This window comes from Cryobacterium soli (assembly GCF_003611035.1).
GTDB lineage: Bacteria > Actinomycetota > Actinomycetes > Actinomycetales > Microbacteriaceae > Cryobacterium > Cryobacterium soli.
This window is the reverse complement of record NZ_CP030033.1, coordinates 4,080,300-4,104,384: the sequence shown is the minus strand read 5'-3', so window position 1 is coordinate 4,104,384 and position 24,085 is coordinate 4,080,300. Positions and strand designations below refer to the sequence as shown.

General features: G+C 70.0%; 20 protein-coding genes and 1 tRNA gene. 5 read left to right on the top strand and 16 right to left on the bottom strand.

The genetic code is table 11. From position 1 onward, the window contains the following. The first annotated feature begins 42 nt into the window (after positions 1-42). On the top strand, positions 43-774 hold the full coding sequence (locus tag DOE79_RS19065; RefSeq protein ID WP_120339851.1) for an ABC transporter ATP-binding protein: 732 nt from the start codon (positions 43-45) through the stop codon (positions 772-774). Then, entirely contained in the window at positions 771-1,505 is a 735-nt protein-coding gene (locus tag DOE79_RS19060; protein WP_120339850.1) for an ABC transporter permease, read from the top strand. The genes DOE79_RS19065 and DOE79_RS19060 overlap by 4 nt, the downstream gene beginning before the upstream one ends. A gap of 27 nt (positions 1,506-1,532) precedes the next feature. On the opposite strand, the gene DOE79_RS19055 is transcribed toward DOE79_RS19060, so the two are convergent. From DOE79_RS19055 to DOE79_RS19040, 4 genes are read right to left on the bottom strand one after another with little or no spacing between them, the layout of a single operon-like run. Then, positions 1,533-2,969 carry a glycoside hydrolase family 1 protein gene (locus DOE79_RS19055; RefSeq protein ID WP_120339849.1) on the bottom strand — a complete coding sequence of 479 codons (1,437 nt, stop codon included), beginning with the start codon at positions 2,967-2,969 and terminating at the stop codon, positions 1,533-1,535. Beyond that, positions 2,966-4,276, bottom strand: coding sequence for a D-arabinono-1,4-lactone oxidase (locus DOE79_RS19050; RefSeq protein ID WP_120339848.1), 1,311 nt, complete (start codon positions 4,274-4,276; stop codon positions 2,966-2,968). The genes DOE79_RS19055 and DOE79_RS19050 overlap by 4 nt, the downstream gene beginning before the upstream one ends. Next, positions 4,273-5,517 (bottom strand): alanine racemase, encoded by a 1,245-nt coding sequence (locus DOE79_RS19045; RefSeq protein ID WP_120339847.1) that lies wholly within the window; start codon positions 5,515-5,517, stop codon positions 4,273-4,275. Before DOE79_RS19045 ends, DOE79_RS19050 begins: the two co-directional genes overlap by 4 nt. Before the next feature lie 22 nt (positions 5,518-5,539). Continuing rightward, positions 5,540-6,160: a TetR/AcrR family transcriptional regulator gene (locus DOE79_RS19040; RefSeq protein ID WP_120340438.1), complete on the bottom strand. Its 621-nt coding sequence runs from the start codon at positions 6,158-6,160 to the stop codon at positions 5,540-5,542. A gap of 209 nt (positions 6,161-6,369) precedes the next feature. Between DOE79_RS19040 and DOE79_RS21090 the strand changes: the two genes are divergently transcribed. Further along, complete coding sequence (locus DOE79_RS21090; protein ID WP_162942854.1) at positions 6,370-8,622, top strand: Ig-like domain-containing protein; 2,253 nt, start codon at positions 6,370-6,372, stop codon at positions 8,620-8,622. Between the two features lie 25 nt (positions 8,623-8,647). Here the strand turns inward: DOE79_RS21090 and DOE79_RS19030 are convergent. The 9 genes from DOE79_RS19030 to DOE79_RS18990 form a co-directional block, all read right to left on the bottom strand. Continuing rightward, positions 8,648-8,724, bottom strand: a tRNA-Leu gene (locus tag DOE79_RS19030). 64 nt (positions 8,725-8,788) lie between these two features. Next, complete coding sequence (locus DOE79_RS19025; RefSeq protein WP_120339845.1) at positions 8,789-10,240, bottom strand: NAD(P)/FAD-dependent oxidoreductase; 1,452 nt, start codon at positions 10,238-10,240, stop codon at positions 8,789-8,791. A gap of 39 nt (positions 10,241-10,279) precedes the next feature. After that, the gene (locus tag DOE79_RS19020) at positions 10,280-11,593 is read right to left on the bottom strand and encodes a S8 family peptidase (RefSeq protein WP_120339844.1); all 1,314 of its coding nucleotides are present in this window, start codon (positions 11,591-11,593) and stop codon (positions 10,280-10,282) included. After that, on the bottom strand, positions 11,548-12,084 hold the full coding sequence (locus DOE79_RS19015; RefSeq protein ID WP_120339843.1) for a DUF501 domain-containing protein: 537 nt from the start codon (positions 12,082-12,084) through the stop codon (positions 11,548-11,550). The genes DOE79_RS19020 and DOE79_RS19015 overlap by 46 nt, the downstream gene beginning before the upstream one ends. Further along, entirely contained in the window at positions 12,081-12,620 is a 540-nt protein-coding gene (locus tag DOE79_RS19010; RefSeq protein ID WP_220094263.1) for an FtsB family cell division protein, read from the bottom strand. The genes DOE79_RS19015 and DOE79_RS19010 overlap by 4 nt, the downstream gene beginning before the upstream one ends. Before the next feature lie 250 nt (positions 12,621-12,870). Continuing rightward, on the bottom strand, positions 12,871-14,151 hold the full coding sequence (gene eno, locus DOE79_RS19005) for a phosphopyruvate hydratase (RefSeq protein WP_120339841.1): 1,281 nt from the start codon (positions 14,149-14,151) through the stop codon (positions 12,871-12,873). Between the two features lie 158 nt (positions 14,152-14,309). Beyond that, positions 14,310-15,572: a histidine--tRNA ligase gene (hisS, locus tag DOE79_RS19000; RefSeq protein ID WP_120339840.1), complete on the bottom strand. Its 1,263-nt coding sequence runs from the start codon at positions 15,570-15,572 to the stop codon at positions 14,310-14,312. Between the two features lie 47 nt (positions 15,573-15,619). Continuing rightward, positions 15,620-16,153: a ferritin gene (locus DOE79_RS18995; RefSeq protein WP_066596609.1), complete on the bottom strand. Its 534-nt coding sequence runs from the start codon at positions 16,151-16,153 to the stop codon at positions 15,620-15,622. A gap of 32 nt (positions 16,154-16,185) precedes the next feature. Then, positions 16,186-16,914, bottom strand: coding sequence for a nucleoside triphosphate pyrophosphohydrolase (locus tag DOE79_RS18990; RefSeq protein WP_120339839.1), 729 nt, complete (start codon positions 16,912-16,914; stop codon positions 16,186-16,188). 122 nt (positions 16,915-17,036) lie between these two features. Here DOE79_RS18990 and DOE79_RS18985 point away from each other — a divergent pair, with 122 nt between their 5' ends. Continuing rightward, positions 17,037-18,245, top strand: a complete 1,209-nt coding sequence (locus DOE79_RS18985) for a Na+/H+ antiporter NhaA (protein ID WP_120339838.1) — start codon at positions 17,037-17,039, stop codon at positions 18,243-18,245. Here DOE79_RS18985 and mfd read toward each other — a convergent pair. The 3 genes from mfd to DOE79_RS18970 are packed head-to-tail and all read right to left on the bottom strand — an operon-like array spanning position 18,172 to position 23,083. Then, positions 18,172-21,807, bottom strand: a complete 3,636-nt coding sequence (gene mfd, locus DOE79_RS18980; protein ID WP_120339837.1) for a transcription-repair coupling factor — start codon at positions 21,805-21,807, stop codon at positions 18,172-18,174. The two genes, DOE79_RS18985 and mfd, sit on opposite strands and share 74 nt — an antisense overlap. Positions 21,808-21,837: 30 nt before the next feature. After that, positions 21,838-22,425: an aminoacyl-tRNA hydrolase gene (gene pth, locus DOE79_RS18975; protein ID WP_120339836.1), complete on the bottom strand. Its 588-nt coding sequence runs from the start codon at positions 22,423-22,425 to the stop codon at positions 21,838-21,840. Between the two features lie 46 nt (positions 22,426-22,471). Then, positions 22,472-23,083, bottom strand: a complete 612-nt coding sequence (locus DOE79_RS18970) for a 50S ribosomal protein L25/general stress protein Ctc (RefSeq protein WP_120339835.1) — start codon at positions 23,081-23,083, stop codon at positions 22,472-22,474. Positions 23,084-23,302: 219 nt separating this feature from the next. Between DOE79_RS18970 and DOE79_RS18965 the strand changes: the two genes are divergently transcribed. Then, positions 23,303-24,028 (top strand): FadR/GntR family transcriptional regulator, encoded by a 726-nt coding sequence (locus DOE79_RS18965; RefSeq protein ID WP_120339834.1) that lies wholly within the window; start codon positions 23,303-23,305, stop codon positions 24,026-24,028. Positions 24,029-24,085: the final 57 nt, after the last annotated feature.

Below are 24,085 nucleotides of genomic sequence, written 5' to 3'. Positions count from 1 at the left end.
CCCGCACGTGACTTAATGCCCTGACCGGCGAATAATCCAGGTATGGAGCAGTCGGAACGCCCAGCGGCGATCGAGGTGCGCGACCTTCGCACCCGACGGGGCTCGCAGCAGGTTCTGCGGGGCCTGGATGTCACCATCCCGGCCGGCCTCGTCGTGGGTCTGATCGGCCCGAGCGGGTCGGGCAAGACCACGCTGATGCGGGCCATCGTGGGGGTGCAGATCGTGCAGTCCGGCACCGTGACGGTGCTCGGCCGGCCCGCCGGCACCGCGACCCTGCGCCGCCGGGTGGGCTACGTCACCCAGGACGCCAGTGTCTACGACGATCTCACGGTGCGGCAGAACCTGGACTACTTCCGGGCCGTGCTGGGCGCAGGCCGCACCGACGTGGCCCGGGTCATCGAAGCGACGGACCTGGGCGCGAACTCCGGCCAACTGGCCGGGTCGCTCTCCGGCGGACAGCGCAGCCGGGTGTCCCTCGCGGTGGCGCTGCTCGGCTCGCCCGAACTCCTGGTGCTCGACGAGCCCACGGTGGGCCTGGACCCGGTGCTCCGCCGCGACCTGTGGGAGCTGTTCCACCGGCTCGCCGCCGCGGGCACGAGCCTGCTGGTGTCCAGCCACGTCATGGACGAGGCCGCCCGGTGCGACCGGCTGCTGCTGATGCGGGACGGCGCTCTCCTGGCCGACGACACCCCGGCCGGGCTGCTCACGGCCACGGCGACCACCGACATCGAGGCGGCCTTCCTGGCCCTGATCAAGCGCGGGGAACGGTCGTGACGCCGTCCCGCACCCTCGCGACCGCCGGCCGGGTGCTCACCCAGATCCGGCACGACCCGCGCACCATCGTGCTACTGCTGGTGGTGCCGAGCCTGCTGATCGGCCTGGTGGCCTGGATCTTCTCGGACACCCCGGTGTTCGAGTCCGTCGGGCCGGCCATGATCGCGCTGTTCCCGTTCATCGTCATGTTCCTGGTCACCAGCATCACCACCCTGCGCGAGCGGCGCACGGGCACGCTGGAGCGGCTGCTGTCGATGCCGCTCGGCCGCGGCGACTTCATCGTGGGGTACGCGCTCGCCTTCGGGCTCCTCGCCGTGCTGCAGTCGAGCATCGCGGGGCTCTACGCCGTGCTGGTATGCGGGCTGACCATCTCAGGCCCGATCTGGCTGCTGCTGCTCGTCGCCGTGGCGGATGCCGTGCTGGGCACCACCCTGGGCCTCTTGGCCAGCGCGTTCGCGCGCACCGAGTTCCAGGTGGTGCAGTTCATGCCGGTGCTGGTGTTCCCGCAGATCCTGCTCGGCGGCATCTTCCTGCCGCGCGACCAACTGCCGGATGTACTCCAGGCGATCGGCGACGCCCTGCCGCTCTCGCACGCCATCGACGCCCTCGAGGCCGTGGCCACCGGCAACCGGGACACGGGCTATGTGCTCGGCGAACTGCTCGTCATCCTGGCCTGGATCCTCGGCGCGGTGGTGCTGGGCTCTGTCACCCTGCGCCGCCGCACCCCTTAGTCCCGTCCGCGGGGACCTAGCGGGGACCTAGCGGGAGCTGAGGACATGCTGCAGCCAGGTGTAGGAGAGCTTGGGGGTGCGAGGGCGGGCGGGGTCGGTGAAGTCCACGTACACCAGGCCGAAGCGCTGGGTGTAGCCGGCCTCCCATTCGAAGCCGTCCAGCAGCGACCGCACCAGGAAGCCGCGCAGGTCGACGCCCTCTGCCGGTCCCCCGGGCGCCACGGCTTCCACGGCCGCGAGCAGGTGCTCGGCCAGGTAGTCGACGCGGGCCAGGTCGGTGACCCCGCCGCGCACGTCGGTACGGTCGGGGAAGCCCGCGCCCGCGGTGACGTACACAGGCGGCAGCGCCTCGGTGTAGCGGTCCCGCAGTTCCGCCAGGGCCACCGCGAGGTATTCCGGCGCGATCGGCCAGCCGAAACCGGTGACCGGATGCTCGCGGAAGGCCTCGGTGTGGAACGGGAGCCGGTTCAGGGCGGGGCCGGTGCCGTCCGGGCCGACGGGGCCGCGCGCTCCCGCGGCGATCCGGGTGGGCTGGGAGTAACTCACGCCGTAGAAGTCCAGCGGCTGGTGGATGGTGCGGAGGTCGTCCGGTTCGATCTCGTGCAGCATCCGCAGTTCGGTCTCGAACTCGCCGGCCGGGTCGGGGTAGCGGCCGAGTAGCACGGGGTCGGCGACGAGCCGGTTCTGCAGCAGGTCATAGAGCGTCGCTGCCGTACGGTCGGCCTCCCGGTCGGTGGCGCTCTGCACGGGGGTGTGCGCGTTGACAATGCCGATGCGGCCGCGCACGTCGGCGGCGCGCAGGCCCTGCACGGCGAGGCCGTGGCCGAGGAGCTGGTGGTGGGCGGCCGGCAGTGCGTCGAAGAGCAGAGTCTCCCCCGGCGCGTGCACGCCGATCGCATACCCGTTGAACATCACTGTCGCCGGCTCGGTGACGGTGACCCAGGCGTCGATCCGATCGCCGAACAGCTCGCCCATCTGGTGGGCGTAATCGCCGAACCGCCAGGCGGTGTCCCGGTTCAACCACCCGCCGGCCAGGGCCACCGGGATGTCCCAGTGCGACAGTGCGGCCATCGGGCTGATGCCGGTGCCGAGCAGCTCGTCCAGCAGCCGGTCGTAGAAGGCCACCCCGGCGCGGTGCAGCGAACCGCGGCCGTCGGGCTGCAGGCGCGGCCAGGCGAAGGAGAACCTGTACAGGTCGGCGCCGAGTTCGCTGAGCAGAGTGACGTCGGCGCTGAGCGTGCCGATGTGGTCGGCCGACACCGACGCGTTCTGACCGTCGAGGATGCGCCCGCCCTGCCTGGTGAAGGCGTCCCAGCTGGACTCGCCCCGGCCACCGGCGCGGGCGCCGCCCTCGATCTGGAAGGCGGAGGACGACGCGCCGATCTGGAATCCGGTGGGCAGCCGGTCTCCCAGCTCCCCCGCCCGGTGTTGCCAGGCGCGGGACGCTGGGGTGTTGCTGCTCATCGGCCGAGGACTCTTTCCAGGTAGCGGTTGCTGAATCGACGCTCCGGATCGAGCCGGTCCCGCACGGCGAGGAAGTCGTCGAAGCGGGGATAGACCGCGCGGAGGATGTCCGCGTCCAGGTCGTGCATCTTCCCCCAGTGTGGACGCCCGCCGTGCGCCTGCATAATCGCCTCGACGTCGGCGAAGTATTTCCGGGGGTTCTCCCGGAAGTACCGGTGCACCGCGATGTAGCCGGTGGCCCGGCCGTGAGCGGTGGAGAGCCAGATGTCGTCGGCCGCGGCGGTGCGCACCTCGAGGGGGAACGAGATGCGCCAGCCCCGCTTCTGGATGAGAGCGCGCACCTCACGCAGTGCCTCCGGCACCTGCTCCACCGGCAGTGCGTACTCCATCTCGTGGAACCGCACCGACCGGTGCGTGATGAATACCCGGTGCGAGAGGTCGGTGAAATCCCGGCGACCGGTGAGCCGGTCCGCGAGCCGGTTGACACGGGGCACCAGGGGCGGCACGATGACGCCCGCCGCGCAGGTGGCGCGGTACACGCCGTTGGCGATCAGTTCGTCGTCGATCCAGCGGCTCACCCGGCCGAGCGGTGCCCGGCCTGCGGACAGCGGCAGCCGGGTGTTGGTCTTGGTGAGCACGGTCTCGGTGTGCGGAAACCAGTAGAACTCGAAATGATCGGCTGCGTCGCTGCGTTCGGCGAAGGCATCCACCACCGCTTCGAAGGGTTCGGGGGTCTCGACGGCGTGCAGCAGGTAGGCCGGAACGCACTGCAGGGTGAGGTCGACGAGGATGCCGAGGGCGCCAAGGCCCAGCCGCACCGCCGGGAGCAGCTCTGGGTTCTCGGTTTCGCTGACGTGCAGCAGCGACCCGTCGGCGACGACGAGGGTCACGGCCACGATCTGGCCGGTCAGGCCGCGAAACCGGGCGCCGGTGCCATGCGTGCCTGTGGAGGTGGCGCCGGCGAGGGTCTGCCGGTCGACGTCGCCCATATTCTCCAACGCGAGTCCATAGGGTTTCAGCAGGGCGGGCAGCTCGTGCAGATGGGTGCCGGCGGCCAGCGTCACCCGACCGGCCGCCTCGTCGACGTGCAGCACCCCGGAGAAGGCCAGGTCGAGTTGCACCCCGGGCGCCACGGCGATGCCCGAGAAGCTGTGCCCGGCGCCCACGGCCTTGATCCGGGTGCCCGTCCGGGCGGCGGCGAGCACGGCGCGTTGCACGGCGCCGGTGCTGGTGGGCCGTTCGACCCTGGCCGGCACCACGGCCTGACTGCGCGACCAGTTGCGCCAGGTGGCGCCCGTGGCGGTCATAGGAAGGCCTTGCCTTCGCCGCGGTAGGTGGGCAGCATGTCGATCACGATACCGTCGTCGACGAGCGCGAACTCGTTGACGTGTTCACTGAGTTCGCCGGACTTGGTGTGGCGCAGCCAGACCCTCTCGCCCACCCGCAGCCGGCCGGCGGCCGCTCCGGTGACGGGCGATTGCACCTCTCCGGCCATCTCGCGCGGCACCAGGCTGAGTCCCTCCGGCCAGACCAGGCGCGGGGTGCGATCCAGGCCGGGTGGACCGGAGGCGATCCAGCCGCCGCCGAGGAGGGTGGCGGATGCCGCGGTGGGCCTGCGCACGACGGAGAGTGCGAAAGCGGCCGCCGGCGCCGGCCGGAAGCCGGAGTAGTTGTCGAACAGGTGGCCGCCGAAGAACCCGCTGCCGGCGGCGATGTCGGTCACCGAACTGTCGGCGTGGGTGCTCTCGAGCGACCCGGTGCCGCCGCCGTTGACGAACTCGAGGTCGGCCACCTGGCGCACGGCCGCGACGGCCGCGGCCCGGCGGGCGGTGATGTCCAGGATCGACCGGTTGCGCACCCAGCCGTTCAGGCGCCCCTGCACGGGGTGACCCTCCGGCCGGTCGCCGAGCCCGGCGATCTGCGCCTCGTAGGCCATCAGGCCGACCAGGTCGAAGCCGGGCCTGGACACGATCGCCACCGCCAGCGCCCTGGCCTCTTCCGGGGTGTGCACGGGCGACCGCCACACACCCAGGTGGCCGAGCACCGGCGCGTTCCAGGAGGCGTCCAGCTCGAGGCAGACCCGGATGCGCTCGCGCTCTGCCGGCGGCAGCACCGAGTCGATCACGTCGAGGTGGTCGACCGAGTCGACCATCAGGGTCACCCGTCCGGCCAGGTCGGCCGACCGGCCGAGTCGTCGGATCGCGGTGAGGTCGACGCTCGGGTAGCCGACCACGATGTCGTCGAGGGTCTCCGCCAGCCACAGGGCCTCGGCGAGGGTGTAGGCGAGCACGCCGCGGTAGCCGGGCAGGGCCAGCACCGCCTCGAGTACGCCGCGCACCCGCAGCGACTTACTGGCCACCCGGATCGGGGAGCCCGCGGCCCGGCCCAGCATGTCGTGGGTGTTGTGCCGGAGCGCCCCGAGGTGCAGGGCCCCGACCGGGGTGTCCAGGTCGCGGGTGGCCTCGGTGAGGCCGGGCCAATAGGTCTCCGGGCTCAGCCACGGCGCGGCGGCCGGAGCATTCGGGTCGAGGGACAGGTCCAGGCTCATCGGCGTACCGCTTTCATCCGGGTCATCGGTGTGGGGACTCTTCTGCCGGTCGCCCGAGGGCGGCCAGGGTGTCGGCGGCCAGGTCTATCAGCGCGGTCGTGGCGCCCTCGTCGTTGTCGACCAGCCAGGCGATCGTGAGGCCGTCGGTGAGCGAGACGAGCAGGCGCGCCAGGTCGGGAAGCGGGTGCAGCCAGAGCGTCCCGCTGCGCGCCGCTGCCGAGCCCAGCGCCTCGGCGGCCAGCGCGTGGTACCGCTCGTACTGCAGACGGGCCAGGGGCTGCATCGACGGGGAGCGCAGGGCCCACTGGGTGAGCTCGAGCATCGCCTTCTCCCGCAGCGGGTCGCTTGTCAGGTGGTCGACGTAGCGCTGCAGGCCCTCGCGCAGGATCCGGCGGAGGGGCGCAGGCTCGGTGTGCTCCGCGTCGCCCAGGATGGCGGCGCCCTCCCGGGCGACCACGTGACGGATGAGCTCGGCCATCAACTCGTCGCGGCTCGCGAACGCGTAGTGGAAGCTCGCCAACGACATGCCCGCTTCCGCCACGATGGCCCGGGTGGTGGCCTGGGCCACCCCCCGCTCGGCGACGACTCGCAGGGCGGCGGCCACGAGGGCACTGCGCCGTTCGACGGCGGGTATCCGCGTCATCGTCATCTGACCACCTCGCTGGAGCTGTCGGGAACATCGTCGTCCACAGAGCACACTGCACTGGGGCAGTTGACCCAGTCGACAGTATGGCGCACCGACCGCCCGCACCGACAGTGCGACGCGGATAACAACTGGGCCGCGATCTCGGCGCGCGGGCGCGCCAGGTTGACATTCCCCGCGCTGCCCCCTGGAATGGGTGGAGGGGGTCCATGGGTACGTCACGCCGTCACAGCGCGCACGGGTCGTTCGATCGATCCCGGCGGCGAATTCGGCGCGCCCCGCTGGCTGTGTTCGCGCTGCTCCTGACGTTCCTGGTCGTCGCCCCCCTCGCGGGCGGCGCAACCGGCGCCTCGGCCCTGGCCGGGTCGGAATCCGCCGAACCCGCGCCGACCAGTTCGGCGCCGACCAGTACGGCGCCGGCCACGACAGCGCCGTCGGCGGCACCGCTGCCCTCGAGCACGCCATCGCCCAGCGCCACACCCTCGCCCAGCCCTGCCCCTGCCGCGCCCACCATCGACAGCCCTGCCCCTGGCAGCCTCGTCACCGGCAGCGTGACCGTCGGCGGCAGCCGCGATCCCGCCCAGGAGATCACCCTGTTCACGCCGACCGGAGGCGAGCTCTGCACCAGCGAGCCGGACGGCACCAGCCGCTGGGAGTGCACCGGGGTCCGACTGCCGAGCGGGCCGGAGGTGGCCTTGCGGGCGGTCGTGACCGACGCCTCCGGCCTCTCCGCGTTGATCACCGTACGGGTGTTGCAGGCACCGACCGTGTTGGGCGGGCCGACCGGCGCATCCGACTCGAATGGTCTGGTGCGCGGCACCGGCTACCCGGGTGCCACCGTCACGGCGGTCCTCGCCAGCGGGCAGCGCTGCTCCTTCACGGTCGACGGCTCCGGAGCCTGGGCCTGCCTGATGCAGGGGCTGGTCAGCGGGCCAGAACAGGTCACGGCCTCGCAGCAAACCGGCTTCAGTGCACCCGAATCCTCCCCCGCGAGCGACCCGGTCACGCTGCGATTCGACGTCGACGTGCCTGCACCGCCCACCGTCGCGGGCCCCGCGGCCGGCTCGACGGTGCCCCCGGGCGCGGCCCCCTATTTCGGCCAGGGTGAGAACGGCGCCACCGTCACGGTCTTCGCCGGCGCCTATTCGGTCTGCAGCGCCGTCGTCTCCGGCGGCACCTGGTCGTGCACCGGGTCCGGCGTCGCCGACGGCTCCTACGACCTGCGCGCCGTGCAGCAGGATGCCGCGGGAAATGTGAGCGCGGGCAGCCCCCCGATCCGGGTCAGCTACGGTGCGGCCCCGGCCGAGCCCGCGCCGTCCCCGACCCCGGCGCCGCAGCCGACGACGGCTCCCACCCCGGGGCCCACGGACGCGGGCACTCCGGCGCCCACTCCGACAGCCGTCGTTCCACCCGGTACGCCCTCGGCCACACCGGTGCCCGGCGCTCCCGACGACGAGGCCGAGGCCCTCCCGCCCACCCTGACGGTGCCCGGCGGCTGGAACGACCCCACCCAGTTCAGCACCGCCGTCATCCCGCCCTGGACGGTGGCCAGTTTCCCCTGGTTGCAGGCCGGACTCCTCACCCTGGGCGCTCTGCTGCTCCTGGTGGTTCCGGCGCGTCTGCTGGCCGGGACAGTCTCCCGGGCACGAAACGGTCGGCCGTTGTTCCAGGCCCACCGGGTCGCCGGGCGCAACCGGTTCAGAGGGGAAGAATTCGAGGTCGCACCGACCGTTCCGGTGAACCGGTGGGTCGGCGCCGGTGCGGCCATCGCGGCGTCGGCGGTGTTCGTGCTCTTGTCCGGCACCGTGACGGCGACGCCGTCCTATCTGCGGCTGTTGCTCGCCGTGGTGCTGGCGCTCGTGGTGGTGAATGCCGCGGCGACACTGGTGCCGCAGTGGTGGGGCTCCCGGGCGCTCCGCGTCGATGTGGCCCTCACCATCCTTCCGCGCTACCTCGCCGTGATCGCCGTGACCGCACTCGCGTCCCGGCTGCTCGACCTGCACCCGGCATTGCTCTTCGGCCTGCTGGGCAGCGTGGCGGTGCGCTCTGGCCCGGCCCTGGCCCAGCGCGGTCAGCTGGCCGCGATCCGCGCCGGCACGCTGCTCGGTCTGGGGCTGGTGGCTCTGCTCGTCGTCGGAGTGCTACCCGAACCCAGCGGTTTCGTCGGCACCCTCGCGGCCGAGTTCGCCAACACAGTTGTGCTCCTGTCGATCGGGTCAGCCGTTCTGGTGCTCATTCCCATCGGCAGCACCAGCGGGCGCAGCATCCTGGCCTGGTCCCCGCCGGTCTGGGCGGCCCTGACGGTTCCGGCGTGGCTGACCCTGTTCACGCTGCTCTCGCCCTGGCTCTCGCGGTGGCAGGGCGAGGGACCGACGATGCTGCTCTGGCTCGCGCTGGCGTTCGCGGTGCTGAGCGTGGCAGCGTGGGCCTGGCAGCGGTTCGTGCTGCCGGCGCTGCGCTGACTCAACGCGGTGCTAGATCTCCTGCTGGTGCCCCCGCTGGGATTCGAACCCAGACTGTGACGATTTTAAGTCGCCTGCCTCTGCCGGTTGGGCTACGGGGGCACGCCCGGACTGGCCGGGCATCACGAGTGGATGCCGCGCGTTGGCGCGGCATCCACGAGTGACTCTACGGGGCGGCGACGGTCTCCGTGCCGGATTCGGCTGCGGCGACCTCGACGGGCTTCTTGACGGGTGCCTTGCGCGGTGCGCGCGGGGCCTTCGCCGGCGCTGCCGGAGCGGCCGCGGGGGCTGCCGCCGGCGGCTTCGGGCGGGAAGCGAATTCCTCGAAGACGGCACGCGGCGTCTGCACGGCCTCGAGCGACACGATGTCGCGGCCGAGGAACACGTTCAGGACCCAGCCGGCGACGACGCGGATCTTGCGCTCCCAGCTCGGCATGGCCAGGCCGTGGTAGCCGCGGTGGGCGACCCAGGCCGGGAACCCGGTGATGGCGAACGAGCCGGACTGGAAGGCTCCAACACCCACACCCAGGCCCGCGACGGCGCCGAGGTTCTTGTGGTTGTACTCGGCCGGCCCCTCGCCGCGGAGGACCGCGACGATGTTCTTGGCCATGAGCTTGCCCTGGCGCACGGCGTGCTGGGCGTTCGGCACGCAGAAGCCGCCGACGCCGCCACCGCTGAGGTCGGGCACGGCGGTGATGTCACCGGCGCCCCAGGCGCCTTCGATGATCTCGTCCTCGGTGCCCACGCGCAGGTCGGGGCGCACGCGCAGGCGGCCGCGTTCCTCGATCGGGAGGTCGGTGTTGCGCACGATGCCCGGGTTGGCCATCACGCCGGCGGTCCAGACGATGAGGTCGGACTCGAAGGATTCCCCGGTGGAGAGCTCGATCTTGCCGTCGACAGCGCTGGTCAGCTGCGTGTTCAGGTGCACCTCTGCACCACGCTCGGCCAGGTTCTTGATCACCCAGAGGGCAGTCTTCTCCGACACCTCGGGCATGATGCGGCCCATGGCCTCGATGAGGTGGAAGTGGGTGTCCTCGAACGCGATCTGCGGGTACTTCGTCAGCAGTGAGCTGGCGAAGGAACGCAGCTCGGCGAAGACCTCGATACCGGCGAAGCCGCCGCCGATGACCACGAAGGTCAGCAGACGGTCGCGCTCGGGGCCGGCGGGCAGCTGGGCTGCCTTGTCGAAGTTGGTGAGCACCTTGTCACGGATGGCGACGGCCTCTTCGACCGTCTTCAGGCCGATGGCCTGGTCGGCGACGCCCGGGATCGGGAAGGTGCGGGAGACGGCACCGGCGGTGACCACGACGATGTCGTAGTCGAACACCCACGGCTCGCCGACGGGCGGAGTGATGGTGGCCTTCTTCTCCGCGTGGTTCACATTGGTGACCTTGGCGGTGAGGACGTTGGTCTTCTTGAGGTGACGACGGTGCGCCACGACGGAGTGACGCGGGTCGATCGATCCGGCCGCCACCTCCGGGAGGAACGGCTGGTACGTCATGTAGGGCAGCGGATCGACCATGGTGACCTCGGCCTCGCCGGGTCGGAGCCACTTCTCGAGCTTCCAGGCGGTATAGAAACCCGCGTAGCCTCCACCGACGATGAGAATTTTGGGCACGATTAAAAGGCCTCCTACAGGATTTGGATACGCGAAATTTTAGAGCTTGGAACGAATTCGCTTGAAATGCCGCGTGGCCCCAATGCCGAACAGCGTTACTAGGATACCAAACCCCACCAGCACGGCGAGCGGCACGCTCACGTAGGTGAGGGTGAGCGGACTCGGCAGCCAGGCCGCGGCCACATTCCGCTCCGGCAGGGCCGGGTCGGCCTGCGGTGGGACGGGAACGGCGGTGCTCGGCTCGGTCGGCGTGATCGGCGCGCTGTCGGCCCGGCGATGCAGGGTGATCCACTGGCCGAGCAGCTCCGAGGGGCTGTCCGACGTGGACTTGGGCACGTATGCCGACACCGCGGCAGCCGCATCGATCAGGCCGTTGCCGTAGACGGGGCTCGGCACGGTGTGGCCGTTGGGGTTCGCGGTCGCGATGACCCGGTTGATCACCTGCGCGGCATCCAGTTTGGGATACGCCGAGCGCACCAGGGCGACCAGCCCCGACACGATCGGCGCGGCGGCGCTCGTTCCGTACCACTGCATGTAGCCGCCGCCCGGCGCGACGCCGACCAGCTTTTCGCTCGGCGCGGCAACGGCGATGGTGATGCCCTGGGAGGAGGCGTCGAAGCTGGCCTCCTTGGCCTGGTCGACGCCGGCGACGGTGAGCACACCGGGGATGGTCGCGGGGGCGCCCACCTCGGTGGTGCCGCTGCCGCGATTGCCGGCCGCCGCGACGACGACGACGTCGTGGTCGAACGCGTACATGAAGGCGTCGTCCCAGCTGGTGGGCCAGTCCAGGGTGTTGCGGGTGAGCGACATGTTGATCACGTCGGCCCCGTTGTCGACGGCCCAGCGGATGCCCGCGGCGATCTGGTCGTCGTTGCTGAGCGTGGCGTCGCTGGTGCCGAAGGCCACGGAGACGCTGAGGATGGACGCCTCAGGGGCCACACCGATGAGCCCGCCGCCGGCCGGGGTGCCACGGCCGGCCAGGAGCGACGCCACGAGGGTGCCGTGGTTGCTGTCGTCACCGACCGGGGTCTGGCCGTCGGCGGAGCCGATGCCCGACACATCCGTGCCTCCGACGACGGCGCCGTTGAGCTCCACCACGCTGCCGTCCACGCCGGTGTCGACGACGGCGACCGTCACGCCGGCGCCCTTGCTGGTGTTCCAGGCCTGGCTGAAGCCGTAGTCGTTCAACCAGTATTCGAGATCGCGCACCTGGTCGGCCCGCGCGGCCGGAGCGCCGCCGACGACGCCGACGAAGGCCACCGACGCGACGAGGGCGACAGCAAGGCCGCGCGTCAGTCGGCGGGCACTCACGCGTCGGCCGGCGGAACCGCCGGCGGGGCGTAGTCGAGGCATTCGCACACCTTTGGCGACCAGGCAGCGCGGAGCAGGGCCAGGTCCCCGATGGGGTTGACGCCCGGGCCGGCGGCCAGCGCGTGGGCGCCGAGGGCATGGAGGCACTTGACCCGTTCGGGCATACCGCCGGAGGAGATCCCGGCGATCTCCGGCACAGTGCCGATCATCTCGCGGTCGGCGAGGAAGCTCTCGTGCGCCGCCCTGTAGTGGTCGCGCAGGTCTTCGTCGTCGGCGAGCATCTGGTTGTACTCGTTCATCACCTGGGTGGCCTCGAGGAAGGAGAGCGCCGCCGTCGCTGCGGGGTGCGACAGGTAGTACAGGGTGGGAAACGGGGTGCCATCCGCGAGGCGCGGGGCCGTCGCCACGACGGTGGGTGCTCCGCAGACGCAACGCGCGGCGATGCCGATAACGTTGCGCGCCGGGCGTCCGAGCTGTGCGGAGACCGTGTTGATGTCCGCCTCGGTGGCGGGATCGAAGGGAGGTCTGGTCATTGTGGTGCCTCCTGAGGGGCGAGTCCGGCGGTCATCACCGAGCGGAAGACGGAGTCGACCCAGTCGACGTCGGTGTCCTGGATGGCGGTGCTGACGGGGGCGTTGTCGGAGGCTCCGGCGACGGCCTGGCCGGTGTCGTTGATCACGAGGAAGCTGATGTCACCGGGCATCACGTAGGACAGCCGGGCCCGGGCCTGTGTGGTCACATAGGTGCGGTCGTTCCACCGCTCGCGCTCGTCCTTGAGCTTGTCAACGGCGGCCTGCTGATCGGCGACGCTGGCACTGAGGGCGTCGATCTGCTGGCGCTGTTCGGCGTAGGTGCGCACATTGGGCGCCAACGCCACGACGGCGAGCACCAGGATGCCCATCATCACGAAGGAGAACCCGGACAGCCGCAGTCCGCGCAGCCAGCTGCCCACGGCGGTCTCGTCGGTGGCGAGTTGCATCGGGCGCTTCTCGGTACGGGGCTTCTCGATACGGGGCTTCTCAGCGCGCGGCGCGGGTCGGCGCGGGCCGGGGAGACGGGGCGGGGTCATGCCCGAACCGTTCGTGGTCACGACGACTCCCTCCGATTGCGATGCGCTCCGATTGCGGCGCGCAGACCGGGGCGCAGAATATGCCCCTGTTCTAGAGTGCCAGATGTTTGGCGCTGCATCGGTCGACACGGACCGGGCGCACCGATCCTGAGGAAACCCGCAGGCTCGGGCCGGTCATCTGGGCGGCGCAACCGAAAGGACCCCGGCCGCGGCCGGGGTCCTTCTGGTCGTGCGTTGTGCTACCGGGGTATTAGCCCTTGAAGCGGGGGAACGCGGAGCGGCCGGCGTAGACCGCGGCCTCGCCGAGCTCTTCTTCGATGCGCAGGAGCTGGTTGTACTTGGCGACGCGCTCGCTACGGGCCGGGGCACCGGTCTTGATCTGGCCGGCATCCGTGGCGACGGCGAGGTCGGCGATGAAGGTGTCTTCGGTCTCACCGGAGCGGTGCGAGATGACGGTCGTGTAGCCGGCGCGCTGGGCGAGGGCGACGGCATCCATCGTCTCGGTCAGGGTGCCGATCTGGTTGACCTTGATGAGGATCGAGTTGGCGGCGCCGAGCTCGAGGCCCTTGGCCAGGCGGATCGGGTTGGTGACGAACAGGTCGTCTCCGACGATCTGCACCTTGTCGCCGAGCTGCGCGGTGAGGTGGACGTAGCCTTCCCAGTCCTCCTCCTCGAGCGGGTCTTCGATGGAGACGAGCGGGTACGCCTCGAGAAGTTCGGCGTAGTACGCGACGATCTCGGTCGAGGTCAGTTCCTTGCCCTCGAAGTGGTACACGCCGTCCTTGAAGAACTCGGTGGCTGCACAGTCGAGCGCCAGGCCGATGTCGGTGCCGGGCGCGTAGCCGGCCAGCGTGATGGCTTCGACGATGAGGTCGAGCGCTGCGCGGTTGCTGGGCAGGTTGGGGGCGAAGCCACCCTCGTCGCCGAGGCCGGTGGCCAGGCCCTTGCTCTTCAGCAGGCCCTTGAGGGCGTGGTAGACCTCAACGCCCCAGCGCAGGCCCTCGCTGAAGGTCGGGGCGCCGAGCGGGACAACCATGAATTCCTGGATGTCGACGTCGTTGTCAGCGTGCGAGCCACCGTTGATGATGTTCATCATCGGCACCGGCAGGGTGTGCGCGTTCGGGCCGCCGAGGTAGCGGAAGAGGGGCAGGTCGGCCGAGCTGGCGGCGGCCTTGGCGACGGCCAGGCTCACGCCGAGGATGGCGTTCGCGCCGACGCGCTCCTTGTTGACGGTGCCGTCGGTCTCGTTGAGGACCATGTCGATGATGCGCTGGTCGGCGGCGTCGAGGTCCTCGACGGCCGGGCCGAGCTCGTCGGTGACGGAGCCGACGGCCTTGAGCACGCCCTTGCCGAGGTAACGCTTCTTGTCACCGTCGTGCAGCTCGTAAGCCTCGAAGGCGCCGGTCGAGGCGCCGGACGGAACGGCGGCACGGCTGAGCGTGCCATCCTCGAGCAGAACCTCGACCTCGACGGTCGGGTTGCCCCGGGAGTCGAGGATTTCGCGTGCAACAACTGCGTCAATAAGAGCCACAACTATCTCCTGTGTCTGTCTGTCTATCTATTTTTGGATGTAAGTCCGAGTGGATTTCGAGGAAGACGCCGCTGTGTTCCAGTCCGAGGACAGTCTAGTGATCGGGGCGCGGGCGCGAGGAGGACTGAAGTCCCGTCGCCAGAGCGTTCATGGACCGTTCAGTCGCCCAGCGGCTTGAAGACCAGCTCGTCGGCGGTCACGGTCTCGTCGGCCACGACGGCGAACCGGCCGTAGCCGGCGGCGCCCGCGCGCTCGAGCAGGGCCTTGAGGTTCTTGGTGCGCTTCTCCAGCCGCACCCGCAGTCCCCCGGCGACGAGCGCCCCCTTCAGACGCACCAGGGCGGCCGGGTCGGCGTCCTTCTCGTGCACGAGGACCACGGCGTTCTCGGCCGTTCCGTCGTCGCCGGCCAGGAGGTCGACGATGCGCTCGAACCCGATCGAGAAGCCGCAGGCGGGCACATCCGAGCCGAGGAACCGGCCGATCATGCCGTCGTAGCGGCCGCCGCCGCCCAGCGAATAGCCCAGGTCGGGGTGGGCGATCTCGAAGATCGTGCCGGTGTAGTAGCCCATGCCGCGCACCAGGGTGGGGTCGAATTCGAGCCGAGCATCGGGCAACGCAGCCTTCAGAATGAGCAGGTCCTCGTACGCCGCTTCATCCAACCACGCGGGCTGTTCCTCACCTGATTCGCGCAGGCCCCAGCCGACTTTGGTGATCTCCATCAGAGTGTCCTCAATGCCAGGGGCATCGATTCCGAGAGTTCTGAGTTCTGCGACAACCCCGTCGACGCGGATCTTGTCCAACTTGTCGAGCGTGATGAGTGCCCGTTCGTACAGATTCGAGGGCACATTCCAGAACGCCAGGAGGCTGCTCAGGATGCGCCGGTCGTTGATGCGGATCGAGCAGCCGGTCAGCCCCAGGTTGTCGAGCGCGGCGACGGTGGCGGTGATCAACTCGATCTCGGCCAGCGGGCCGGCCTCGCCGATGATGTCGATGTCGCACTGCATGAACTGGCGGTAGCGCCCCTTCTGCGGGCGCTCGGCTCGCCAGACCGGGGCGATCTGGATGGAGCGGAACACCGTGGGCAGGTCGGCGCGGTGGCTGGCGTAGAACCGGGCCAGCGGCACCGTGAGGTCGAAGCGCAGGCCCAGGTCGGCCAGGGAGAGCAGGTCGTCGGCCTCGGCCGCGGCCGTGAGGTCGGCCGGCGCGAGGCCGCGCTTGAGCACCGCGAAGCCGAGCTTCTCGTTGTCGCCGCCGAGCCCGGAGTGCAGCCTGGCAGTGTCCTCCATGACCGGCGTTTCGATCTCGTCGAACCCGTGTGCGGCGAAACTGGAGCGGATGATGCCCAGCGCCCTCTCGCGGGTGGCCTTGTCGGCCGGGAGGAAATCGCGCATGCCGCGAGGAGGGGTCACTGCTGTTGCCATGCCCCCAATTCTGTCAGGTCCCCCGGCCGGCCCCGTTCCGTCAGCGGTTAGAGGGCTCCGCCGGCGGCTCCGGGAGCATCGGTGTCGCCGCCGGCGTCGCCGACCTGCTCGCGGGCGATGAAGTTCTCGATGTCGAAGAGGTTGTCCTTGGCGCGCCGGGCGATGGTCAGCAGCGTGGACATGGACGCGACCTCCTCGACCTGCTCCTTGAGGAACCAGAGCATGGCCTGCTCGCCGAGGGCGTCGCCGTCGGCGCGGGCGGCCCGGAAGAGTGCCTCGATCTGACCGGTGACCTGCTGTTCCTGGGCGAGCGCCAGCGCGATCGGCTCGACGATGTTCGCAAACCCGTTGATCACGGCGGGGATACCGGGGATCACGACCTCGAGGCCGCGGTCCAGCCGGTACTGCACGAGCATCATGGCGTGGTTGCGCTCCTCCACCGACTGGCGGTAGAAGTGGGCGGCCAGCTGCGGCAGGTCCTGGCTGTCGAACCAGGTGGCGATGGCGATGTACTGCTGGGACGCGGCGAACTCGTTACCGATTTGCTGGGTCAGGAGCGCGTTGAAGGAGGTTTCGGTCATGAGCCGACGTTAGCGGTCGGCGCCGGGGCCCGCTACGCGCTGGGCAGGCCGATGATCCCGGCGTCTTCCGGGTCGCCCTCCTGCTCGGCGGCGCGGATCTCGTCCTGCAGGTCGCGGAGCGCCGTGCGGAGCGCCCGCTCGGAGTCGAGTCCCTGCGCCTTGGCCGCCGACACGATGGCGAGCAGGATCGGGCCGAGCTCGGCCTCGCTGTCGATGGGCAGCAGGCCGGGCGCATCCGTTTCCAGCAGCCCGATCTTCTGGGCCCGGCCGAGCACCTTGTCGGCCAGGGCGAGCGCGGGCATGCCCTGCGGGATGCCGTCGAGCACGCTGGTGCGGTGCGGCTTCTCGGCCGCCTTCACGTCGTCCCAGCCGGCGACGACCGCCTCGATGCTCTGCTCGGCGCCGTCGCCGAAGACGTGCGGATGCCGGCCGACCATCTTGCGGGTCATCCGCGCGGCGACATCCTGGATGTCGAACTCCTCACCGGGGGTCTCGGCGGCGATCGACGCGTGGAAGACGACCTGGTACAGCACGTCGCCGAGCTCCTCGAGCAGGTCCTCGCGGTCGCCGCTCTCGATGGCCTCGATCAGCTCGTGGGTCTCCTCGGTGAGGTACTGCACGAGCGACTCGTGCGTCTGCTCGGCGTCCCACGGGCAGCCACCGGGCGCGCGCAGCCGGGCGACGGTGGCCACGAGTTCATCGAGGCCGGACTGGCCGGGGGTCGTGCTACCGGATGGGCGGGGCTGGCTGGATTCGGTCACACTCCATCGTAGGCGGCCCGGCTAAACTGAACGCAGGTGTGCCGGGAAGTCTGGTCGGCGGGCGAAGCGTTTCGCTCCGACTCACGACCGACCCGTTTTTCTGCGGGTGAACAGGACTCCCCATGACCGTCATCCGTTCCGAACGCTACGCCGCCGGGTTCCTCCTGATCGCCGGGATCCTCGGCCTGCTGATGGCCAACCTGTCGTTCGGCCCGGCGCTGATCGACGCCCTCAACGAGCATCTGCACACCGGCCTGTTCGGGCTGGACCTGTCCACCAAGCACTGGATCAGCGACGGGCTGCTGGCGGTGTTCTTCTTCCTCATCGCCATCGAGCTCAAGCGCGAGCTCGTGATCGGCGACCTCAACAGCGTGGGCAAGGCGGCGCTGCCGGCCCTCGCGGCGTTCGGCGGGGTGCTCGTGCCCGCCGGCATCTACCTGGTGCTCACCCAGGGGTCGGGGCTCGCGGCAGGCTGGCCGGTGCCGACGGCCACCGACATCGCGTTTGCGCTGGGCGTGCTCGCGGTCTTCGGCCGCGGCATCCCCACCCGGGTGCGCGTGTTCCTGCTCGCCCTGGCGGTGCTCGACGATCTGGTCGCCATCCTGATCATCGCGTTTTTCTTCACCCAGGACCCGCAGCTGCAATTCATCGGCTTCGCCGCCATCACCGCCACCCTCTTCGGCGTCACCAGCCGGATGCTCAAGCCCCGTTCAGCCTGGGTGCTGGGCCGGAAGCCCGTCTGGCCGATCGTGGCCGCCCTGACTGTGCTGGGCCTGGCCACCTGGTACTTCACCTACCTCTCCGGCGTGCACGCCACGATCGCCGGCGTGATCCTCGGCCTCGTGATGGCGCGCGTGCCAGGGGGGCGTGCGCACCACGTCCTCGAGCCCTACTCGAACGCGGTCATCCTGCCGTTGTTCGCCTTCTCCGCCGCTCTCGTGGCGATCCCCCAGGTGAGCCTGGCCGAACTCAGCCCGGCGTTCTGGGGCATCCTGGTGGCCCTCCCGGTGGGCAAGCTGCTCGGCATCACCCTGGCGGGCACGCTGGGCAGCATGATCTCCCGACGCCCGAACGGGTCGAGGTCCGGGCTCAAGTTCGCCGACATCGTCATGGTCGGGTGCCTGGGCGGCATCGGGTTCACGGTGTCGCTGTTGATGGGCGCGCTCGCCTTCGCCGGCAACACCGAGGTGGTCGACGAGGCCACCCTCGCCGTGCTGCTCGGGTCGGGTTTCGCGATCCTGGTCTCCGCCGTCGTGGTCAGTGTGCGGGCACGGCAGTATCGACGGGCCGCGGGAACACCGCGTCCAGCAGTGAGCCCGTCCACGCGATAAGCGCGGCGTCGGCCACCGGTTCGCCGTTCACGCGCGGCAACGGCACGATCATGGTTCCGGCGGCAGCCGAATACTTCGAGCCCGGGTACATCCGCTGCAGGCGCACCTGCATCGAATCGGCCAGGTCGACGGGCGCGACCCGCAGGTTGGAGCCCATCGCGACGACCTCGCCGAGGCCCGCCTGCTGCGCGTGGCGGCGGAGCCGGGAGACGGCGATGAGGTTGGTGACGGCCTCGGGCGGTTCGCCGTAACGGTCGGTGAGCTCCTCGAGCACCAGGCCGATCTGGTCGTCGGCGGCCGCGAGCCCACTCGCGCCGGAGAGCTTCTGATAGGCCTCCAGGCGCAACCGCTCGCTGTCGACGTACTCCTCGGGGATGTGCGCGTCGACGGGCAGCTCGAGCCGCAGCTCCGTCTGCCCCTCGGCCACGTCGCCGCGGAAGGTCGACACGGCCTCGCCGATCATGCGCAGGTACAGGTCGAAGCCGACCCCGGCGATGTGGCCGGCCTGCTCGCCGCCGAGCAGGTTGCCCGCTCCGCGGATCTCGAGGTCTTTCAGGGCCACCTGCATGCCGGCGCCGAGTTCGTTGTTGGCCGCGATGGTGGCCAACCGGTCATGCGCGATCTCGCTGAGCGGCTTGTTCTCGTCGTAGAGGAAGTACGCGTAGGCCCGCTCCCTGGCCCGGCCGACCCGGCCGCGCAGCTGGTGCAGCTGGCTGAGCCCGTACTTGTCGGCGCGGTCGATGATGATGGTGTTCGCGTTGGCGATGTCCAGGCCGGTTTCGATGATGGTGGTGGAGACCAGGATGTCGAACTTGTTCTCCCAGAAGTCCACCACAACCTGCTCGAGCTGCGCCTCGGGCAGCTGCCCGTGCGCCACCGCGACCCGGGCCTCCGGAACCAGCTCGGCCAGCTGCGCGGCCACCCGGTTGATGCTGGACACCCGGTTGTGCACGAAGAAGATCTGGCCTTCGCGCAGGAGTTCCCGGCGGATGGCGGCGGCCACCTGGCGGTCGGAGTACGGGCCGACGAAGGTGAGGATCGGGTGCCGGTCCTCGGGCGGGGTGGCCAGGGTGGACATCTCGCGGATGCCCGTGACGGCCATCTCCAGGGTGCGCGGGATGGGCGTGGCGCTCATCGCGAGGATGTCGACGTTGGTCTTGAGCTTCTTGAGCGCGTCCTTGTGCTCAACACCGAAACGCTGTTCCTCGTCGATGATGACCAGGCCGAGGTCCTTGAAGATGGTGTTCTCGGACAGCAGCCGGTGGGTGCCGATGACCATGTCGACGGTACCGTCCAGCATGCCGGCCACGGTCTCGCGGGATTCCTTGTCGGTCTGGAACCGGCTGAGCGCGCGCAGGTGGATCGGGAAGCCGGCGAAGCGTTCCTGGAAGGTCTCCATGTGCTGGCGCACCAGCAGGGTGGTGGGCACGAGCATGGCCACCTGCTTGCCGTCCTGGATGGCCTTGAACGCGGCGCGCACGGCGACCTCGGTCTTGCCGAAGCCCACGTCGCCGGAGAGCAGCCGGTCCATCGGGATGGGCCGTTCCATGTCGGCCTTGACCTCCTCGATGGTGGTGAGCTGGTCGGGCGTCTCCGCGAACGGGAACGCCTCCTCGAGCTCGCGCTGCCAGGGGGTGTCCGGGCCGAACGCGTGACCCTTGCTCGCCATCCGTGCCGAGTACAGTTTGACCAGTTCGACGGCGATGTCGCGCACCGCACGGCGGGCCTTGGTCTTCGCGGCAGACCAGTCGCTTCCGCCCATCTTCGACAGCGCGGGGGCCTCGCCGCCGACGTAGCGGGAGACCAGGTCGAGCTGGTCGGTGGGCACGTAGAGCTTGTCGCCGCCGTGGCCGCGCTTGGACGCGGCGTACTCGAGCACGAGGTATTCGCGGGTGGTCTTCACCGGGTTGCGGCCGCCGCTGGAGACCTCGCGCTGGGTGAGCTCGAGGAACCGGCCGATGCCGTGGGTCTGGTGCACGACGTGATCGCCGGTCTTGAGCTGCAGCGGGTCGACGACGTTCTTGCGCCGGCTGGCGAGTTTCTTGATCTGGCGGGCGTCGTACCCGACGGTACGGCCGTAGAACTCGCTCTCGCTCACCAGCGTGAGCTTGATCTCCGGGATCTCGAAGCCGTGCGCGATGGACGCCTTGAGCAGGTAGGCGATGCCGGGCTCCGGGTTCGCCGGGAATTCCTCGACGATGCGGGCGGGCAGTTCGGCGCCGGCGAGCACGTCGGCGGCGCGGTCGACGAGGCCGGCGCCCTGGGCGACGACCGCGACGGTCCAGCCGTCCTTCATCCGGCTGCCGAGGTGCCCGACGGCGCCCTCGACGCTGCCGGCGAAGCTCGGCACGGCGTCGCCCTGGATGCGGATGGTGAGCAGTTCGTCGATCTCGCGGTGCTCTGGCAGCACCTGGATGTCGGTCGGGGCGGCCTGGAACGAACTCATCGTCCACCAGACCCGTTCGGTGGCGCCGGCGCCGGGTGCGCTGTAGCGCACGGCATCCCGCAGGGTGCCGAGGGTGAGGAAGTCGCCCGAGGCGAGGTCGATCGGCGCCTCGGCGCCGGCGGTGGCGGCGTTCCAGGCGGCGGAGAGGAACTCCCGGTTGGTCTCGGCGAGGCTGATCGCGCGGGAGGCGACCCGTTCGGGCGAGATCACGGCGACGGCGGCCTGCCGGGGCAGGTAGTGCGTGACGGGCACGAGCCGGTCCACCAGGGCCGGCGCCAGGCTCTCCATGCCCTCGACCGGGATGCCCTCTGCCACCTTCGCGAGCAGGCCCGCGAGGCTCGGGAACTCGTGCTGCATCTCCCGGGCGCGCTGGCGCACGGCGGGGCTGAGCAGCAGTTCGCGGCTCGGCGGCAGGATGACCGAGGCGATGGGCTCGGGCATCGAACGCTGGTCGGAGACCGCGAACGCGCGGATCTGCTCGACCTCGTCGCCGAAGAACTCGATCCGGTACGGGTGCGCGGCCATGGGCGGGAACACGTCGAGGATGCCGCCGCGCACGGCGAACTCGCCGCGGCGGGTGACCATGTCGACCCGGGCGTAGGCCACGTTCACGAGGTCCACCGAGATGGCGGCGAGGTCGTGGCCGCGGCCGCCTGCGGTCAACTCGAGGGGCTCGTAGTCGGTGAGGTTGTCGGCCACGGGCTGCAGGGCGGCACGCACCGAAGCGACGACGATGAGGGGACGCCGGGTGGCGGCATCCGAGTTCTCCCAGTCCCGCATCCGGCGCAGCGCGTAGAGCCGGCGCCCGACGATCTCGGCGCTCGGGCTGAGTCGTTCGTGCGGCAGGGTCTCCCAGGCGGGGAATTCGACGATCTCGGCGTCATCGGAGAAGCAGCCGAGGTTCTCCCGGAGCGCCTCGGATTCGCGCCCGGTGGCGGTGATGACCAGCAGGGCCCTGCCCTTGTCGAGGCGGGAGCGTTGCTCCATCAGCGCGGCGAGAAGCGGCGCGCGCAGGCCCTCGGTGAGCGAGAAGTCGGCGTCACGGGCCGCGAAGGCGAGGGCGTTGTCGAACGTGGAGGCGCCAGAAAGCGCCGGAATCAAGCCCTGAAGAATCACCGCACAAGTCTACGGGTTCCCGCCGACGGTCTAGGCGGGCGGGGCGTGGAACTTCTGCTGGGCGGCGGTGACGCCCTCTGCGGCGATGAGCTCGATGGCGTCCGCGGCATCCTCGAGCATGATCGGCAGGGTGGTGCGCTCGGTGCTGGTGTAGTCGTGCAGCACGAAGTCGGCGGCGTTCTGCCGGCCGGGCGGGCGGCCGATGCCCATCCGGATGCGGATGAAGTCGTTGCTCCCGGTGGCGGCGATGATGTCGCGCACCCCGTTGTGGCCGCCGTGGCCGCCGCCCACCTTGATCTTCAGGGTGTCGAACGGCAGGTCGAGTTCGTCGTGCACGACGATCAGGCGGGACACGTCGAGCGAGTAGAAGCGCAGCAGGCCCGCGACGGGGCCGCCGGAGAGGTTCATGAAGCTGTTCGGCTTGGCCAGGATCAGCTTGGGGCCGCCGGGGAAACTGCGTCCCTCGGCGACGGAGGCGTTGGCCTTGTGGTTCTTGAAGTTCGCCCGCATCCGGTCGGCGAGCACCATGGTCACCATGTGGCCGACGTTGTGGCGATTACCGGCGTAGCCGGGCCCGGGGTTACCGAGCCCGACTACGAGCCAGAGATTCTCGTCCAGGGGGTTCCTTTACGCAGTCTTCTGTCCGGTTGTCAACAGGGGAACGCTACTCTGCGGCAGCTTCCTCGGCGGGAGCTTCCTCGGTGGAGGTCTCCTCTTCCTCTTCCTCGGCGGGCAGGTGCACGCCGATGACGACCATCTCGGGGTCGGAGATGAGCGACGCGCCGGCGGGCAGCGTGATCTCGCTGGCGTGGATGAGGGTTCCGTCTTCCAGGCCCTCGACATCGACGCTGACGCTCTGCGGGATGTTGGTGGCTTCGACCTCGAGGAGCAGGGTCTTGGCGTCCAGGTCCGCGGTGGTGCCGGGGGCGGGCTCGCCGGTGACGTGCACGGCGACCTCGACCTGGACCTTCTCACCCTTGCGGATGACGATGAGGTCGAGGTGCTCGATGATCTGGCGAACCGGGTCCTTCTGCACATCCTTGACCAGGGTCAGGTGGGTGGTGCCCTCGACGTCGAGCTCGAGCACGGCGTTCGCGCGGCGCAGCAGCAGGCCGATCTCGTGGGCGGGCAGGGCGACGTGCACGGGGTCGGTGCCGTGGCCGTAGATGACGGCGGGGATCTTGCCCAGCACGCGCAGCTTGCGGGCAGCGCCCTTGCCGAAGCTGTGGCGCGCGTCGGCGGAAATCTTGTTGTTGTTGTTCGTGGCCTCAGCCATGGTGTCTCCTTGCGGGCCTCGTGTGCCCGTATTGATGTCGCGGGCACGGGGCCCGCGGTACGGATGCTGGTTCAACTCGAACGCATGTCAGCGTGAGGAAAGGCCTTGGGGGGACTTTTCGCCGCGTCGATTACGGATGCGCCGGTGCCGGTTTCCCGGACGCCGGGCGAATCCCTCGCCGAAGTTCAACTCATGAGTCTAGACGATAAAGTGACGACCATGTCGCCCAGCCTGCACACCCGAGTGACCGAGGACGTCGGACGGTCCATCGTCGACGGCACCGTCCCGGCCGGCAGTGTTCTGCTGGCGGATGAGATCGAACGGCACCAGGGCGTGAGCCGGTCGGTGATCCGGGAAGCCGTGCGGGTGCTCGGATCGATGGGTCTGGTCGAATCGGTCAAGCGCGTCGGCATCCGGGTCCTGCCGCCCGAGCGCTGGAATGCGTACGATCCCACCATCATCCGGTGGCGGCTGCTCGGACCAGGCAAGGGCGAACAATTGCGCTCGTTGACCGAACTCCGGTCGGCCGTGGAACCGATGGCCGCCGAACTGGCGGCCCGGCATGCCGGTGCGGAGGTCTCGGCCGAACTGCTGCACGTGGCCGGGCTGATGCGCAGCGCCGGGCAGTCCGGCGACCTGTCCCAGTTCCTCGAGCTCGACATCCGGTTTCACCAGCTGGTGCTGCACGGCTCGGGCAATGAGATGTTCGCCAAACTCGACGAACCCGTCGCGGCGGTCCTGTCCGGCCGCACCGACCTGGGCCTGATGCCCGATCACCCGCATCAGAACACCCTGCAGTTGCACGCCGACGTCGCCGAGGCGATCCAGGCCCGCCGGCCCGGGGACGCCAGGGCGGCGATGGAACTCATCATGCGTCGCACCTATGCGGAGGTGCAGCCCACCTGGACTAATAAATATGATTACATTGGAGAGGCGAGCCACTAATCTTGGATTGGTCGCAGCTCACAGACCCAAAGGAGAACACGTGTCAGTAACCGGTTC